The sequence below is a fragment of the Mucilaginibacter phyllosphaerae genome (assembly GCF_004378255.1).
Classification (GTDB): Bacteria; Bacteroidota; Bacteroidia; order Sphingobacteriales; family Sphingobacteriaceae; genus Mucilaginibacter; species Mucilaginibacter phyllosphaerae.
This window is the reverse complement of sequence record NZ_SNQG01000003.1, coordinates 266,794-281,730: the sequence shown is the minus strand read 5'-3', so window position 1 is coordinate 281,730 and position 14,937 is coordinate 266,794. Positions and strand designations below refer to the sequence as shown.

At 44.2% G+C, this 14,937-nt stretch carries 15 protein-coding genes; 6 read left to right on the top strand and 9 right to left on the bottom strand.

The genetic code is table 11. The features are described 5' to 3' along the window. Positions 1-6: 6 nt before the first annotated feature. The 7 genes from E2R65_RS09445 to E2R65_RS09415 all read right to left on the bottom strand — a co-directional run bounded on the left by E2R65_RS09445 (position 7) and on the right by E2R65_RS09415 (position 7,025). Positions 7-711, bottom strand: a complete 705-nt coding sequence (locus tag E2R65_RS09445; protein ID WP_134336248.1) for a peptidoglycan DD-metalloendopeptidase family protein — start codon at positions 709-711, stop codon at positions 7-9. Between the two features lie 5 nt (positions 712-716). Continuing rightward, the gene (gene rbfA / locus E2R65_RS09440) at positions 717-1,088 is read right to left on the bottom strand and encodes a 30S ribosome-binding factor RbfA (RefSeq protein WP_134336247.1); all 372 of its coding nucleotides are present in this window, start codon (positions 1,086-1,088) and stop codon (positions 717-719) included. Positions 1,089-1,369: 281 nt separating this feature from the next. Beyond that, entirely contained in the window at positions 1,370-2,596 is a 1,227-nt protein-coding gene (locus tag E2R65_RS09435) for an FtsX-like permease family protein (RefSeq protein WP_134336246.1), read from the bottom strand. Positions 2,597-2,608: 12 nt separating this feature from the next. Continuing rightward, the gene (locus E2R65_RS09430; RefSeq protein ID WP_134336245.1) at positions 2,609-3,244 is read right to left on the bottom strand and encodes an MBL fold metallo-hydrolase; all 636 of its coding nucleotides are present in this window, start codon (positions 3,242-3,244) and stop codon (positions 2,609-2,611) included. A gap of 141 nt (positions 3,245-3,385) precedes the next feature. Then, positions 3,386-3,937, bottom strand: coding sequence for a gliding motility lipoprotein GldD (gldD, locus tag E2R65_RS09425; protein WP_240043117.1), 552 nt, complete (start codon positions 3,935-3,937; stop codon positions 3,386-3,388). A 20-nt stretch (positions 3,938-3,957) separates the two neighbouring features. Continuing rightward, entirely contained in the window at positions 3,958-4,758 is an 801-nt protein-coding gene (locus E2R65_RS09420) for a shikimate dehydrogenase family protein (RefSeq protein ID WP_134336243.1), read from the bottom strand. Between the two features lie 65 nt (positions 4,759-4,823). Continuing rightward, complete coding sequence (locus tag E2R65_RS09415; protein ID WP_134336242.1) at positions 4,824-7,025, bottom strand: tetratricopeptide repeat-containing hybrid sensor histidine kinase/response regulator; 2,202 nt, start codon at positions 7,023-7,025, stop codon at positions 4,824-4,826. A gap of 282 nt (positions 7,026-7,307) precedes the next feature. Between E2R65_RS09415 and E2R65_RS09410 the strand changes: the two genes are divergently transcribed. Genes E2R65_RS09410 through E2R65_RS09400 form a run of 3 tightly spaced genes read left to right on the top strand, consistent with a single transcriptional unit; the run spans position 7,308 to position 10,276 of the window. After that, positions 7,308-8,501, top strand: coding sequence for a glycosyltransferase (locus E2R65_RS09410; protein WP_134336241.1), 1,194 nt, complete (start codon positions 7,308-7,310; stop codon positions 8,499-8,501). 58 nt (positions 8,502-8,559) lie between these two features. After that, positions 8,560-9,780 (top strand): sensor histidine kinase, encoded by a 1,221-nt coding sequence (locus tag E2R65_RS09405; protein ID WP_134336240.1) that lies wholly within the window; start codon positions 8,560-8,562, stop codon positions 9,778-9,780. Then, a complete protein-coding gene (locus tag E2R65_RS09400) occupies positions 9,758-10,276 on the top strand; it encodes a DinB family protein (protein ID WP_134336239.1) in 519 nt (172 codons plus the stop codon). Before E2R65_RS09405 ends, E2R65_RS09400 begins: the two co-directional genes overlap by 23 nt. 729 nt (positions 10,277-11,005) lie before the next feature. On the opposite strand, the gene E2R65_RS09395 is transcribed toward E2R65_RS09400, so the two are convergent. Beyond that, complete coding sequence (locus E2R65_RS09395; protein ID WP_134336238.1) at positions 11,006-11,368, bottom strand: DUF6249 domain-containing protein; 363 nt, start codon at positions 11,366-11,368, stop codon at positions 11,006-11,008. A 284-nt stretch (positions 11,369-11,652) separates the two neighbouring features. Here E2R65_RS09395 and E2R65_RS09390 point away from each other — a divergent pair, with 284 nt between their 5' ends. The 3 genes from E2R65_RS09390 (at position 11,653) to E2R65_RS09380 (ending at position 13,914) form a co-directional block, all read left to right on the top strand. Then, positions 11,653-12,234, top strand: a complete 582-nt coding sequence (locus tag E2R65_RS09390) for an RNA polymerase sigma factor (protein ID WP_134336237.1) — start codon at positions 11,653-11,655, stop codon at positions 12,232-12,234. Next, complete coding sequence (locus E2R65_RS09385; protein ID WP_134336236.1) at positions 12,231-12,731, top strand: hypothetical protein; 501 nt, start codon at positions 12,231-12,233, stop codon at positions 12,729-12,731. The genes E2R65_RS09390 and E2R65_RS09385 overlap by 4 nt, the downstream gene beginning before the upstream one ends. 328 nt (positions 12,732-13,059) lie before the next feature. After that, positions 13,060-13,914, top strand: coding sequence for a DUF2911 domain-containing protein (locus E2R65_RS09380; protein WP_134336235.1), 855 nt, complete (start codon positions 13,060-13,062; stop codon positions 13,912-13,914). A 41-nt stretch (positions 13,915-13,955) separates the two neighbouring features. On the opposite strand, the gene E2R65_RS09375 is transcribed toward E2R65_RS09380, so the two are convergent. After that, positions 13,956-14,897: a cation diffusion facilitator family transporter gene (locus E2R65_RS09375; RefSeq protein ID WP_134336234.1), complete on the bottom strand. Its 942-nt coding sequence runs from the start codon at positions 14,895-14,897 to the stop codon at positions 13,956-13,958. Between the last annotated feature and the right edge of the window lie 40 nt (positions 14,898-14,937).

Sequence of the window (14,937 nt, the reverse complement as noted above, 5' to 3'; positions counted from 1 at the left end):
GTCAGATTATAATAAATTAACGCCGGTAAACTGCAAGATCAATTCGGGATTGGGGATATTTTGCAGATACTGGTCTTTTTTGGAATATTGCCCCACGCCCGGGTAATCTCCCCTGGCATCGCCAATATCCAGCATCAGCTGAAAATGCAGGTGCGGGGGCCAGTGCCCGTTCTCATCAGCGTTGCCAAATGCTGCTATTTGCTGATTGATGTTAACATACTGCCCAATCTGCAAACCAGTTAAGCTTTCGCGGCTTAAATGCCCATACAGGCTATATAGGGTTAACCCATCCAACTGATGCTGCAAAATAAGCGTTGGCCCGTAATCGCCAAAGTTATCGTTATCGGCAAAGCTGTGCACCGTGCCCGGTAATGGCGCATAAACAGGCGAGCCAGCATCGCCCCAGATATCTACACCCAAATGCAGGCGACGGGGTTCATCAGCGGTATCAAACAATGCGCTGCGGGTATAAATGGTGCGGTGCTCCATATAACCGCCAATGGAGTAGCGGGCGTTACTGCCGGCCAGTTTATTGTTTATCCAGGCAGCAAAAGCCTGTGTATCGGCAACCATTTCTGTAGTTAGTTCGGCGTTGGCGGCAGTAAGGTCAAGCGGGTACAGGCGGTCGCTTTTAATATCAAAGTCCACCACTTTGCCAATAGCACCGGGGCGGACTTTAATGTAAGCTGCTAATTTTTCGGTAGCATGCATCTTGTTTACTCGGTATCCGGCTGGCGGTCTTCCTTGCTTATCTTGTCGAATATCTTATCCATACGCTCTACATATTCGCTGGTATCGTCCACAAAAAATTCCAGCTGGGGTACTATCCTCGCCTGATCTTTGATGCGCGCACCCAGTTTGTAGCGAATTTCTGACGCATGCATCTTTATGGTTTGCAGTGCCGTTTGGTTATCGGTATTGTTAAAAAAGCTGAGGAATACACGGGCAATGGCCAGATCGGGCGTTACGCGCACCTTGGTTATGGTAACCAGGGTATGCGGAAGATAGTTCATCCCCTCGCGTTGAAATATTGCGGCCAGGTCCTGCTGTATTACCCCGGCAAATTTTTGCTGACGTTTTGATTCCATAGTATTTAGTAACGCTGCTTAGGCGAATGAGTTTGAATTTATTATTTGCGAAGGTATGGTTAAAGCTAATGAATTGAAAGCGGCCTGCAAATTGTATTTGTAAAAAATATCAGGAGCGATGCCTCTTGCTGCAGTTACTCACCCCTGCATCGCTTCGCTTGCCGACCCTCTCTGCGCAAGCGCAAAAAGGGTGAGGAGAAAGCTTTTTATTTTACTCCCTTCTTTGCTGCGCAAAGAAGGGCTGGGGAGGAGTAAACTCGCCAATAGGCAAATTAGCCCCCCTACAGCTCCTGTTTTATCTCATCCAGCCGTTTTACACTCAGGCTGGAACTGATGCCCGATGCAATTGTAGCAATTGCAATTACGGTTAAAAACACCAGGCCAATATCGCCCAATTTAAAGGCCACAGGGTAAGCATCCAGTACAGACATGGTTGAACCCATTTTAATAAAGCCGAACTGTTGTTGTACATAGCATACGATAAGGCCCAAAACAAGGCCGCTTACACAGCCGATAACCGATATCATCATCCCCTCAAAAAAGAAGATGCGCTGTATTAACCCCTTGTTGGCCCCCAAACTGGTTAAAATGGCAATATCCTTCCGCTTATCTATCACCAGCATGGTTAACGAGCCGATGATGTTGAATATGGCAATGATCAACACAAAGGTTAGTATCATAAATATCGACCAGCGCTCGAAATTAATGGTATTATACAATTCAGTGTTTTGCTCTTTACGGTTGCGGATGGTGTAATTTTTACCGATACGATCTATAATTGCTTCCTGCACTGCATTCAGATCTGTGCCCTTTTTATAATTTATTTCGATGGAGGATACCATGTTCGGCTCATCCAGCAGGCTGCGGGTAAACTCGATGGGGGTAATGATCAGATCATTAAAATCCTCCTGGATGCCAAACACGCCCGACGGCTGGATAGACCGGAATACAAAATCATTCATGGGGTTGGTGGAGCTGCCCGCATTGCGCTTGGGCGAAAAGATCTGCAGCAGCGTAAACTGATCTTTTAAGCTTACCCCCAAACTACCCTGTACGGTAGAACCAACCACAGCAAAATCCTGCCCGTTATCCTTTAACGTAAACGAACCGAACTGGATGGTGCTATCCAGCGTACGGCCTTTTAAAAAATCGCTGCTTACTCCTTTAATCGTGCCAATGAACTGCCTGTCGCCGTAACGGATCAATGCTTTTTCCTGCAACACCTGCGTATAAGATACTACGCGTTTATCGCGCCCAAGACCCTCAAAATAAGGCGAGTGCGGGTCGAAAGTTTTGCCGTAGCGCGGCTCTATCTTAAGCTCGGGCGTAAAGTTGCTGTAAAGCGACAGGATCACTTTTTCCAACCCGTTAAACACCGAAAGAATGATAATTAAAGCTGCGCTGCCTACCAGCACCCCCAGTATAGAGATGCCCGATATGATATTGATGGCATGCGTCTGTTTTTTAGAGAACAGGTACCTTTTGGCTATGTAGACGGAGGTGTTCAAATGTTTAATGCTTTACAAATATGGATTGGTCTGTTTCTCAAACCCGATGGTAGTTTGGGGGCCGTGGCCCGGGTAAACCGTACAATCATCCGGCAGGGCAAAAAGCTTTTCTTCGATGTTTTTTACCAGGGTGCTAAAGTCGCCGCCGGGCAAATCGGTACGGCCAATACTGTTTCTAAACAATACATCGCCGCCAATCAGCAGGTTTGCGGTGGTATCATAATAGCACAAGTGTGCGGGTGAATGGCCGGGCGCAAATATCAGTTGCAATATGGTATTCCCAAATTTTATGGTACCGGTTTCCGGCAGATATTCATCCGGCAGGGGCGAAGGCTCGTACCTTAAGCCCATTGCCGGCGCGTAGGCTACCACTGCTGCCAGCACATCTGTTTCGCCCTGGTGAAACTGCGGTTTTAAACCATATTGGTCAAACACAAACTTATTACCCAGTACGTGGTCTATATGGCAATGGGTATTCAGCAGCAGCACCGGTTTCAGGCTGTTATCTTTTATAAAACCGGTAACCGCGTTCTGTTCTGCTGCATTATACATGCCGGGGTCAATAATTGCACATTCGCCGGTTTCATCAAACAACAGGTAAGTATTTTCCTGGTAGGGGTTATTTACAAAGCACTTAACATTCGCCATAATGCAAAAGTAGCTTATTAAAGGTGAATGGTAATCGCAAATCAGATAATATCGAATAACGAATGTTGAATTTCCAATAATGAAGAAACAAATACTTCATCATTCAGCATTTGATATTGGATGTTCGATGTTACTTTCCTGCTATCTCCACTTAAAGCTTTTGATCATTACATCCACATCCTTCTTAATAAAGTTAAGAACGGGCTGGATAGAATCAAGCCTCGGTTCGGAATTAAAATACAACGCGCCACGCAGGTAGTGGTGGGTGCTGTCTGTTAAGTAAAACTGGGCAGACGATGCCGCATTACCATCAATGGTATAGTAAATGCCATACACCTTACGATCCGGATAGCGGATGATCCCTTCATCGATAGACGTTGCTTTAACCGTATGCTTAAAGCTTAATTTATGGGCATCCTCAATCAGCTCATTAAATTCCTTTTTTGAGGTTACGGGCTGGTAGCTTAAATGCAGCGTGGCATTAAACTGCGCAAACTGTATGTTTTGCCAGCAGGGCTTTGCATTAGCCGACTTATCCTGCTCTATTTTGCCATACTTAGGATATTGAAAGGTAAAGGGGCAACCCCCGGTATATTCCCGGTAATCTTTTTTAGGGAGTACAATACGGTAATACCCCCGCGGCTTGGGCGCATAATCTGCATTGCCGCCGCAGGCGGCAATAAATAATACCATTAAAATAAGCGCTGAATATCTCACGGGTGTTTTTCTTTCGAGTTCCATATCTCCCAGGCTTTCTCGGCCTGTAACACTAACATCTCGTAACCGTTTTTAATGGTAGCCCCCTGTTCTTCTCCCTTTTTCAAAAACAGGGTTTTATCCGGGTTATAGATCAGGTCAAACAACAGGTGTTCATCCGTTATCGCTTCATAAGGTATAGGCGGGCACTCGTTTACATCCGGATAGGTGCCTACCGGGGTCGTATTAATAATAAGCTTGGTGTTTTTGATATCTTTTGCGGTAAGCCGGCTAAATAACAGGTTACCTTCTGCCGGCTTGCGGGTTACGCATTTGTAGCTGATGCCTTTATTATCCAATACACATTTTACCGCACGTGCTGCGCCGCCGTCCCCTAAAATCAGGGCGCTGTCGTGATGGTCTTCCAGCAAGGGAGTAAGCGACATATCAAAGCCATAAATATCGGTATTATAACCCTCCAGCCTAAAATCATGCCCCTGCACACCCACCTCTCCGGAGAATGCCGCCAGCACCGGGCTTTCTGATGTAATACGGATGCAATTTACAGCACCCGCCCCTTTGGCATCATGCTTTACCCAGTCCAGCTGTTTTATAACCTTCACCTTATGCGGTATCGTTACGTTAAGGCCGCAAAGATCGGGGTACTGATGCAATAATTTTGGCAGGTCTTCTATACTTTCGATCGGGTAAAGCTCATAGGTACAATCGGTGATACCTTCTGCCGCAAATTTATCGGTAAAATATTTTTTAGAGAACGAGTGCGAAAGCGGGAACCCTATAAGGCCATAATGTTTCATTGCCGGCGTTTTTTATAAAATGTAATATTAGCAACTCTGCGGCAGGTTTTATAATTTATTATGTTTTAAGCGGATGCCTTCATCAGAGCTTCATAAAGGCGGTCAATCTCTATCGGCTTGCGTAAAAAGCCATCAAAATAGCCTTTATAATCTATATTGCTTTCGGCGGTTATATCTGCAGTTAAGGCAAAAACGGGGGTATGGGCATTGGGGTTTTGAGTATTACGGATGCTTTGGGTAGCATCAAACCCATTCATTTCGGGCATATGGATATCCATCAAAATAAAATCGAACGCCTTTAGCCTTGATTGGGCAACCGCCTGCACACCATCTATTACATGCTCGGCTATCATCCCCCAGTTTGACAGCAGCTTGCGCGCTACCATGGCATTGATCAGGTTATCCTCGGCCAGTAAAACGGTTTTCCCTTTTAGCCCGTCTGCTGTTTTTAAAGCAATTTTACCCGGCGCACCGGCCCTTTTCAGTTTCAGCTTAAATGAAAATACCGACCCGATACCAACGCTGCTTTCTATTTGCACCTTGCTGCCGTAAAGCTCGGTGAGTTTTTTTACAATGGCCAGGCCTAAACCTGTGCCGCCCTGCTTGCGGGTGGTAATTGATTTTGGCTGCGAAAAACTTTCAAAGATCTCGTCAAAATGTTCTTCGTTGATGCCGCTGCCTGTATCGGCAATACTAAACTTTAGCTCATCGGTATCAATAAGGCTGTCCAGCTTTTCTATCGTTAGCTTTACATGGCCGTGGTCGGTAAATTTAATGGCGTTACTTATCAGGTTGCCCAGTATCTGTGATAATTTGGTTTCATCTATCTCATAGCAATCGGCCAGGTCTTTATCCGTTTCCAGTAACAGCCGGATGTTTTTTTTATGCGCCAGGCTGTTGTATGTTTTAATTATCCGGCCCATTAATTCGTTAAACATACAGGGTGCATTTTCTATCTGCACCTTGCCGGTATCCAGCTTGGTAAAATCAAGTATATCATTAATTACCAGCAGCAGGTTATTCGAGGCAAACTTTAATGATTCCAGCAGGCCATCTTCATTGCCGGCTTTTTCGGTAAGCATCGATGTGATGGTAGTTACGGCATTAAGCGGGGTGCGAATTTCATGGCTCATGGTCGACAGGAAATCCTGCTTCATCCTTGCTGCCTGTTCTGCGCGTTCCTGCTTTTCTATAATGGCGGCCCGCTCCTTCTGCAGCCCGGCCTCCTTCTCCATCGATTCCATTTTGGCTATCAGCTCATAATTCTCTATCACCTTTAACGTTTGCGTATTAATAACCGCTTCTTTTTGCTGTAAATAAAGTTCCAGGTAGGCTAAAGAGCTTTCCAGTTTCTTCTCAAGTTTACTGATGCGGTAAAGCAGGTAGCTACATTTAAACTTGGTGATGGCAATATTATATTTGGTGCTAAAGGTTAGCCCCTTTTTTAAAAGTTCGCGGGCTTTATCCAGCAAGCCCATTTCAATATATAAGGCGGCCATTTTATGATAGGCCATACCCAGGCCAAGCTTTTCGCCGGCGGCAAGGTGTATTTCAATAGCACTCAACAAGTCGCTTTCGGCCTCTTCAAAACGCCCCTGGTGGGTATATATCTTGCCACGGCCGTATAAGGCAAACGCCATCCCCCTGATATCGCCTGTTTTAGCTTTCATGGCTATTGATTGCTCAATGATGCGCAAAGCCTTGGCCACTTTTTTTTGTTTAAGATAAATGCCCGATAAAGGATTGTAAACGTTAGATACCATATTGATATCCCTTACCTTACGGGCGGCATCAATGGCATTTTTATATGCACGCACGGCATTCTTACTGTCGCCAAAATACTCATATATAGTACCTAATGATTTATAGGTGCGCGCCTGGTTATGATGATCATCATATTTGCGGTATATAGCCAGGCTGTCAAAAAGATAAATCAGGCCTAAATGATAATTATCTGTTTTATAATACGCGCCGGCAATATTGTATTTGGCATCGGCAACGCCGCGTTCATCTTCTAATTCTTCAAAACAGCGGATGGCTTCTTTAGCCATTTGCACTGCGCGGCTGTAAGCACCGCGTATCATATTAAATAAGGATAACTGGTTAAGGCTTTTCCCGATCAGCGCTTTATCATTTATTTTGCGGCTAAGGGCAAGGGCTTCGTTAGCCAGCAATAAGCTATGCTTTAAATTATGGATGCGGTTTGCATAGGCATCATGCAGCAGGGTAATAATTTCTTGGCTGTCTGTATTTGCAATCGCGATCATAACTCCTTTTATACAACACTAAATATACGCAATTGATAGTTATGGTAAAACACCTACCTGCCAAAGCTGTACTTATGCCGGCATAATTATAAATTTTGTTTAATTTATACCTTAACCGGCATATAATGTTTGCTTTTATTTTATACTCTAATAAAATGCACACCAAGAAAACATAAGCCGGATATATTTAAAAATACATACTTAGCACAAAAAGCTATTTTAACCGTATAAGGTTATCAACAACCCGTTTTATTATTATTTTAGCCATAAATACATTAAATTATGTTAAACAACCGTAATATACTTTGCATCAGCGGCACCGAGTGGAACGGCAATTATATTAAGGCTGTGGTTGAACTGATGAAAGTTTTAGCGGATACCAATAATGTACTTTTTGTAGAGAATGCTTATACCTATAAAGATGCACTAAAAGGGGTAAGCGATAAAGATGCCATTGATTTTAAAAAAGTGTTCGGGCTTAAAAGCCGTATCCGTACGCTGCAAACAGATGGCGGCGGTACCGTACATATTCTTTTCCCGCCGCTGGTTTTCCCGGTAAATTTTTTACCGGCGGGCGGGTTGTATAATACGCTGCTAAAGTTTAACGCCTGGCTATTGCGCCGGGTGGTGCAAAAAGCTTTAAAAAAGCTAAACATGCAGCATAACCTTATCAATTTTACCTCTTTTAACCCCGCCATGGGTTTGATGAACGGCCATGCCTTCGGCGAAAAAACCCTTATCTATCATTGCTATGACGAGATCAAAGGTGCGCACAGCTGGTTATCGCGCCATGGCCTGCGCCTGGAAGCCGGTGTTATGAAAATAGCAGATGCGGTAATTGTTACTTCGCAGGGCTTGTATGAAAGTAAGAACGCGCTTTGTAAACAATGCTTTATTGTTAAAAATGCCGTTAAGGTCGATCTGTTTAAAAAAGGCTTTAACCGCCTGCCCAACCCGGGTAAAAAAGTGGTGGGCTACATTGGTACGATTGACGACCGCAGCGATTACAATATATTGCAGCACCTGTTTACCGGGATGCCCGATGCCGAATTTGTTTTTGTAGGCCGCATATTAAGCGACAAAGGGCTGGCGATACTGAAAAAATATCCTAACGTAAAAATAGAAGGGCCAAAGATGCCCGATCAGCTCCCGGCATACCTGCAAAGCTTTTCGGCAGGCATTATCCCTTTTGTTAAGGATGACCTGACAAGGGGCATTTACCCCATGAAAATTAATGAATACCTGGCAGCAGGCCTGCCTGTGGTAAGTACCGCCTTTGGTGATATTGCCGACTTTACCGGCCTGATTAAAATAACCGACGATAAGGAAACGTTTTTGCAATACGTACGATCTGAAATTGCTGAGGACAGCGCCGAAAAGCGCCGGGAGCGACTAAAAACAGCCGAAAATAATACCTGGGATAAACGTGCAGAAGAAATATCCAACGTAATTGAGCAGGTAGAGGCCGGGCGCTGATCACCTTTATGCCGGAATTTACATACCGGAATTTTTTTCGTTATTTGAGCATCTACTTATGAACCCGTATCAACAAAAACGCCGCTGGAAATATTTTTTACTTGCCTTTGCCGTGGTTATCGCCAGCGGTTCTGTTTTTTATACCAGCTACCTGGTGCGTAACATTGCCCGGTCTGAGCGTACCCGCGCGCAGGTATGGGCCCTGAGCATGAAACAGCTGGTTAATACTTATGATAATGATTTTTTAACCTATGTTATTGCGGTAAGGGATAGCCTGGTGGTGCCGGCCATTATTACCGATTCGAGAAGTGAAATTACCAACTGGCGCGGGCTGGACCCATCTAAAACCAACTACAAGCTTGATAAGGAAGAGCTGAAGCAACGTAAACTGCAATACGACCCCGGGTATTTTAAGGACGAGCTGGCATACATGAAAGAACAGCACGCGCCCATAAAATTCACCATGCTGAACGAGCCTCAGTTTGTTTACTATAAAGATTCGGCCTTGCTTACACAGCTCAGGATGTTCCCTTACATTCAGCTATCGGTTATTGCCATATTTTTGATGGTGGCTTACACGGCTTTCAGCTCCTCCAGAAAATCAGAACAGAACCAGGTTTGGGTAGGCCTGGCTAAAGAGACCGCACACCAGCTGGGCACACCCATATCATCCTTAATGGCCTGGATAGAGCTGATTAAGGATAAGTTTAACGCCGAAGACGACCCGCTGATGGCCGAAATGGAGAATGACGTAAAGCGGCTGGAAATAGTGGCCGACCGCTTCTCGAAAATAGGATCGACCCCGAAATTAGAAGACCACTCCGTTTACGAAGTGGTAAAAGATTTTGTAGATTATTTTAAAGTGCGCGTAAGTAATAAAATTGCCTTTGAGCTTACCGGCAACCGCCGTTTGCATGCCGGCCTCAACGTGCCGCTGTTTGATTGGGTGCTGGAAAACTTGCTTAAAAATGCAGTGAACGCCATTGCCGAAAGTGGCAGCATTAAGGTACAGATAACCGGCAGCAAGCAAAAAAACCTGATATATATTGATATTATCGATACCGGTAAAGGCATCCCGCGGTCTAAGTTCGATACGGTGTTTCAGCCGGGTTACACTACCCGCAAACGTGGCTGGGGGCTTGGCTTATCGCTTACCAAACGCATCATCCAAAACTACCATAACGGGCAAATATTTGTAAAAGACAGTGAAGTGGGCAAAGGCACCACCTTCCGTATTATATTAAAAACCATACGATATGATAAACAGGCCAAACTCTGATGAATATGCACCTTATGCAGCAGGCTACGTAAACGCAGTGCCCGCCGGGGCCAATGTACTACAGGTGCTTGCAGATAACCAGGCATCAACCCATGCTTTGTTTTATAACATGAGCAATGAGCAGGCTATGCACGCCTACGCGGCCGGCAAGTGGACATTGAAAGAGGTGTTGGGGCATATGATAGATACCGAGCGGGTGTTTTCTTTCCGTGCTTTTGTTTTCTCGCGCGAGGATATCTCCCTGCCGGGGTTTGACCAGGAAACCTATGTTAACAGTACCGATTTTAACAGCCGCACCATCCAAAGCCTGGCCGATGAGTTTAAGGCCGTGCGCGCAGCCACTTTATATCTTTTTAACTCCTTAAGCGAAGAGCAGCTAATGCGCAGCGGTGTAGCCAGCGGCGCGCTGGTTAAAGTAGGGGCATTGGTATATCTTACCGCCGGGCACGAGATCTATCACCTTAACATTATTAACGACCGTTATCTTAAGGCATAAATAACAGAGGCTGATCCTGATTAATCATATATTCTCATTTTCCGTATTATCCGGAAATGATCTGTTCGCCGTCTGAACATATAACTCAAAATTGCATTTGGCACCGGGCATCATCTGCCGATCAAACAGCCGCTATTAAATTCCTTTTTTATCTGCCCGCCCCAAATTAAACGATAAATAAAATTTGTTTTGCCAAATAAGTGTTTGTATGTTTATAGAAACCTAAACGCAATTACATCAATTTACCAGGTGCTTGCTTAAGGCCATTTTATTTTTTGATGATGATCTCCTTTAAAATACAGATCAGCCCAAAAGGTAGCGAGCCTTGTACCTCTTTAAAAACCATGGCCAAAATAAATTAATTTTATGAAATCAAATTTAGGAACAGCTCTTACAAGAAAAGAGATGAAGCAAGTTCAAGGTGGTAAATTACCAGGATGCGCCGCACAAGGGCAAAGAGGCGATGCTTACTCATTAGGGTGCTGTACAGGGCTTATTAAATGTACCGCTAATAATTTATGCCAGCCTGTAGGTGGCTGCCCGCCATGCACAGATTGCTAAATTTATAAAAGAGCAACCGGTAAAATTTTTTTAAGGCTATTGCTTGTTATTTAAAAGGTAATAAACCTTAGTTATCCCTGCCATGGGCGTTGCTTAGGCAGCGGTTTTAAAAAAAAAGCGGCTGCATCGTAAATTAAATGATGCAGCCGCTTTTTGGTTTACACCAAATCAATTGTGTTCTTTTTTGTGCTCTACGTCGTAAATTTCCTTCTTTTCTATCCGGTAAGAAAACACCAGGCCAAGGCCTCCAAAAACGGCTATCAATCCAAAGTAAATGGCTTCATTCTCGTCGTGTGTGTTTGCAAAAACGGTACGGTCAAGCAAGTAGGCAAGAAACAACCCTAACCCTGAGCCTATTAATAACAGGCCCCATTTAAGGTTTTGGTAAGGCGCGGGCTGCGCTTTATAGGCCCGTGGGTCCATGCCTCTTTCTATCATTGCCATACGTTCGCGGTTACGGATATAAAATATCCCAAAGATCATTGCAAAAAGCCCCAGGGAAATTAAAATTGGTACTAATACACCTTCCATGATAATATAAATTTAATAAGTTAATTTTTTTGTTTCTGTTACACCACTACAGTGTATTTGTAAGCTATGACCACACCTATTTTGCATAGGTTACACCCGGCCAAAAAAATATTTAAAATTCGGGCTTACAATATATACAGGTGCGCATTTATGCTATATATCTGAATGTTAATGCTTAAATTTATTAAAGCAGCGTGATGCATCATCAAAGTAATGTTTACCTGTAAAATGTTAATTAAACTGTAACCTGGCCGGCAAAAGTGTCGTCATAGGGGTTGTATCCTATGCAAAGCAAGCTTTCAGACATCGAGTTAATACAGCAAACCTTAAATGGCAACCAATCGGCCTATGCAGACCTGGTTAAGCGCCATCAGCGTTTTGTATTTACGCTGGCTTTGCGTTTTGCCAAAAGCCGCGAAGATGCCGAAGAAATAGCGCAGGATTGTTTTATAAAGGCATACCGGTCTTTAAACACGTTTCAGCAGCAGTCAAAATTCAGCACCTGGCTGTACAGTATAGTTTATACCACCGCCATGACGTTTTTGCGGAAGAAGCGGGTAAGCACCTCATCAATTGATGATGATGAAAGCTATATACAAATAGCAGGTAAGCCAAGCGGTTATGATGAGTATAATGTGGAGCACAAATCACGATCGTACTACCTTAACCAGGCCATACAACAGCTTTTGCCGGATGATGCTACGATTATTACCCTGTTTTACAAAGGCGAACAATCCCTGGAAGAGATTGCACAGGCCCTGGGGATGGAGGCTAACACGGTTAAAGTAAAACTATTTAGAGCGCGCCAGCGTTTAAAAGAAAAGCTGGAGCGCAATTTAAAAAACGAAGTTAACGAACTGATATGAACAGTATAGAAAAAAAACTTTGGAACTACATTGATGGCACCCTGCCCGCTGCCGAGCAGCAAGCCATTGCCCTGCTTATTGAACAGGACGAGATGTATCGTTCAAAATACAATGAATTGCTGCAGTTTAACCAGGAGTTTGCGAACATGGACCTGGATGAACCCGCCATGGCCTTCACCTACAAGGTAATGGAAACCATACGTACAGAAAATGCCATGAAGCCCTTAAAAGCTGCCATAGATAAACGTATTATTATGGCCATAACCGGCTTTTTTGTACTTACTATAGCGGCATTGCTAATCTATGCGTTATCATCTGTAAACTGGGCAGCCGGCAACAGCTTTGAAATGCCCCAACAGTTAATTACAGGCGCTACAGATGCCAACCACTATTTTAAAGGCCCGGTTGTAAAGGCATTTTTGTTTTTTGATTTAGTAATGGGTTTATTTTTACTGGACAACTACCTGCGCCGCAAAACAGTGGCAAAAAGGCCGTAACTGTCAGCTTTTTGTGTACAAAAAGGATGACAGCTTTTCCAATTCTGCAATATTAACATGGCGTTAAGTTAATAAAAATATGCGTTTTTGTGTCACCAGGACACATTTATGCTTTTTTTGCATATGAATGTAATTTTGGTATAGTATTTGTTATTACTTATGCATACCGGCAATCTTGCCGGTTAATTGTGATAAGGTTTAGGTTGAAAGTCTCCCGACGCAAGGTTGGGAGGCTTTTATTTTTTTATACCGCCTACGTTCAATCGCGTTAAACCTTTTCACTAAAAATTCATCTTACAATTGCTACCTTAGTGGGTAAATTATACGAATGAAAAGAACAATTATATATGCATTTACCATGCTACTGGCATGTGTAACCTTAAATATTTACGCACAAGAGCAGCCACGCATTCCCGAAGCCAGTTCAACACAAACCCTGATACAGGATTTTGGGCTGGGTAAAATCACCATCACTTATTCGCGCCCAAATGTTAAAGGCCGCAAAATATTTGGCGGCATTAACCCCTACGGCGAAGTTTGGCGCACCGGGGCCAACGCTGCCACCACCATCACCTTTACCGAGAACGTACTGGTAGAAGGCAATAAGGTACCCGCAGGCACTTATGCCTTATTCAGCATCCCCGAAAAAAACAGCTGGACCATCATTCTGAATAAAACCGCCAAACAATGGGGGGCTTACAGCTACAAGCAGGAAGCCGACCTTTTACGCTTTAAGGTAAAACCTGTGGATGTAAAAGAGAAGCGCGAAACTTTAACCATGCAGTTTGCCAATTCAACCACAAAATCTACAGAATTGTACATTGTTTGGGACCGCACGGCGGTACCCATCCGCATGCAAACGGATGACGATGCGCAGATAACCGCCAATATTGATAAACTGATGCAGGGCGATATTAAAAAGCGGCCCTACTTTAACGCCATACAATACTATTACGAAAACGATAAAGACCTTAAAAAAGCCATGCAGTGGGCATTAGAGGCCGAAAAGCTGGAGCCGCAGGCGCCCTGGTTTAAACTATGGAAAGCACGCGTGCAGTTAAAAATCGGCAATAAAGCCGCTGCCATAGCAACTGCCCAGCAAGGTATAAAGCTGGCTAAAGAAACCAATGATGATGAGTACGTTCGCCTGAATGAAGCCGTTATAAGCCAGGCAAAAGAATAGTACAGGTACCCCGTAAGTAATTTAAGCCCTCAACAAAAAACTCAGGGCTTTTTTGTGCTGAACAGGCTACTGGGGATACGGGTGTAGGTTTGCGGCTGCACAAAAACCAGTTTAATAAGCGGGAAGGCTGTTTTAATTGCCAGCCTTACACGTTCTATAGATGCGGTAATATCTTCGGTGTCAATATCGGGTTCAAATTCAACAATCAGCATCAATATCACATCATCCGGCGCCTGATAGGTGGACAGTACGTTCACTACCCGGATAACGGCCTCATCCTTTTCGGCCAATACCCTTATTTTATGCTGGGTTACAGGTGCAATGCCTTCGCCCATCAGCAGGCTGCGGCTTTCGCGGGCCAATATAGCCGATACAAATACCAGCAGCAAACCAACCAGTACCGATGCGATACCATCCATATAAGGCATATTGTAATGGTGGCCTATCAGCATAAATACAAAAACGATAAACAAACCTAATACAGCGGCGCCATCCTCAAAAAGCACCAAAAAGCTCGACGGATCTTTACTTTTTACAATTGTCGACCACCAGCTTTGTCCGTTCCGTACCTTGTTAAATTCTTTGATAGCGATCAAAAGCGAGGTGCCCTCGAACACGAAAGATGATGCCAGGACGATATAGTTCCAGAATGGGTTGCCCAACTCCTCCGGTTTGATAATGTGATTGATGCCCTGGTAAATAGAGATCCCGCCGCCCAGGCCAAAAATTAAAATAGATACGATGAACGACCAAAAATAAAGCTCGCGCCCATAACCAAAGGGGTGCTTTACATCCGCCGGTTTATGGCTGCGCTTTAAGCCGTATAAAAGCAGCACCTGGTTAACCGTATCAACCATAGAGTGGATCCCCTCTGATATCATGGACGAACTGTTGGTAAACCCTCCTGCAATAAATTTAGTTACGGCTATTAGCAGGTTGGCAGCTAAGGCGCTGTAAATGGATGCATTGTTTTTAGCTTTCATACGTTAACATAGTACTAATGCCAAAAACCCCAATGTGTTT

What these genes read in the sequence shown, in the direction of transcription:
- E2R65_RS09445 (WP_134336248.1), bottom strand. Translation starts at nt 711, where the DNA reads ATGCATGCTACCGAAAAATTAGCAGCTTACATTAAAGTCCGCCCCGGT.
- rbfA (WP_134336247.1), bottom strand. Translation starts at nt 1,088, where the DNA reads ATGGAATCAAAACGTCAGCAAAAATTTGCCGGGGTAATACAGCAGGAC.
- E2R65_RS09430 (WP_134336245.1), bottom strand. Translation starts at nt 3,244, where the DNA reads ATGGCGAATGTTAAGTGCTTTGTAAATAACCCCTACCAGGAAAATACT.
- gldD (WP_240043117.1), bottom strand. Translation starts at nt 3,937, where the DNA reads ATGGTATTATTTATTGCCGCCTGCGGCGGCAATGCAGATTATGCGCCC.
- E2R65_RS09420 (WP_134336243.1), bottom strand. Translation starts at nt 4,758, where the DNA reads ATGAAACATTATGGCCTTATAGGGTTCCCGCTTTCGCACTCGTTCTCT.
- E2R65_RS09415 (WP_134336242.1), bottom strand. Translation starts at nt 7,025, where the DNA reads ATGATCGCGATTGCAAATACAGACAGCCAAGAAATTATTACCCTGCTG.
- E2R65_RS09410 (WP_134336241.1), top strand. Translation starts at nt 7,308, where the DNA reads ATGTTAAACAACCGTAATATACTTTGCATCAGCGGCACCGAGTGGAAC.
- E2R65_RS09405 (WP_134336240.1), top strand. Translation starts at nt 8,560, where the DNA reads ATGAACCCGTATCAACAAAAACGCCGCTGGAAATATTTTTTACTTGCC.
- E2R65_RS09400 (WP_134336239.1), top strand. Translation starts at nt 9,758, where the DNA reads ATGATAAACAGGCCAAACTCTGATGAATATGCACCTTATGCAGCAGGC.
- E2R65_RS09395 (WP_134336238.1), bottom strand. Translation starts at nt 11,368, where the DNA reads ATGGAAGGTGTATTAGTACCAATTTTAATTTCCCTGGGGCTTTTTGCA.
- E2R65_RS09390 (WP_134336237.1), top strand. Translation starts at nt 11,653, where the DNA reads ATGCAAAGCAAGCTTTCAGACATCGAGTTAATACAGCAAACCTTAAAT.
- E2R65_RS09385 (WP_134336236.1), top strand. Translation starts at nt 12,231, where the DNA reads ATGAACAGTATAGAAAAAAAACTTTGGAACTACATTGATGGCACCCTG.
- E2R65_RS09380 (WP_134336235.1), top strand. Translation starts at nt 13,060, where the DNA reads ATGAAAAGAACAATTATATATGCATTTACCATGCTACTGGCATGTGTA.
- E2R65_RS09375 (WP_134336234.1), bottom strand. Translation starts at nt 14,897, where the DNA reads ATGAAAGCTAAAAACAATGCATCCATTTACAGCGCCTTAGCTGCCAAC.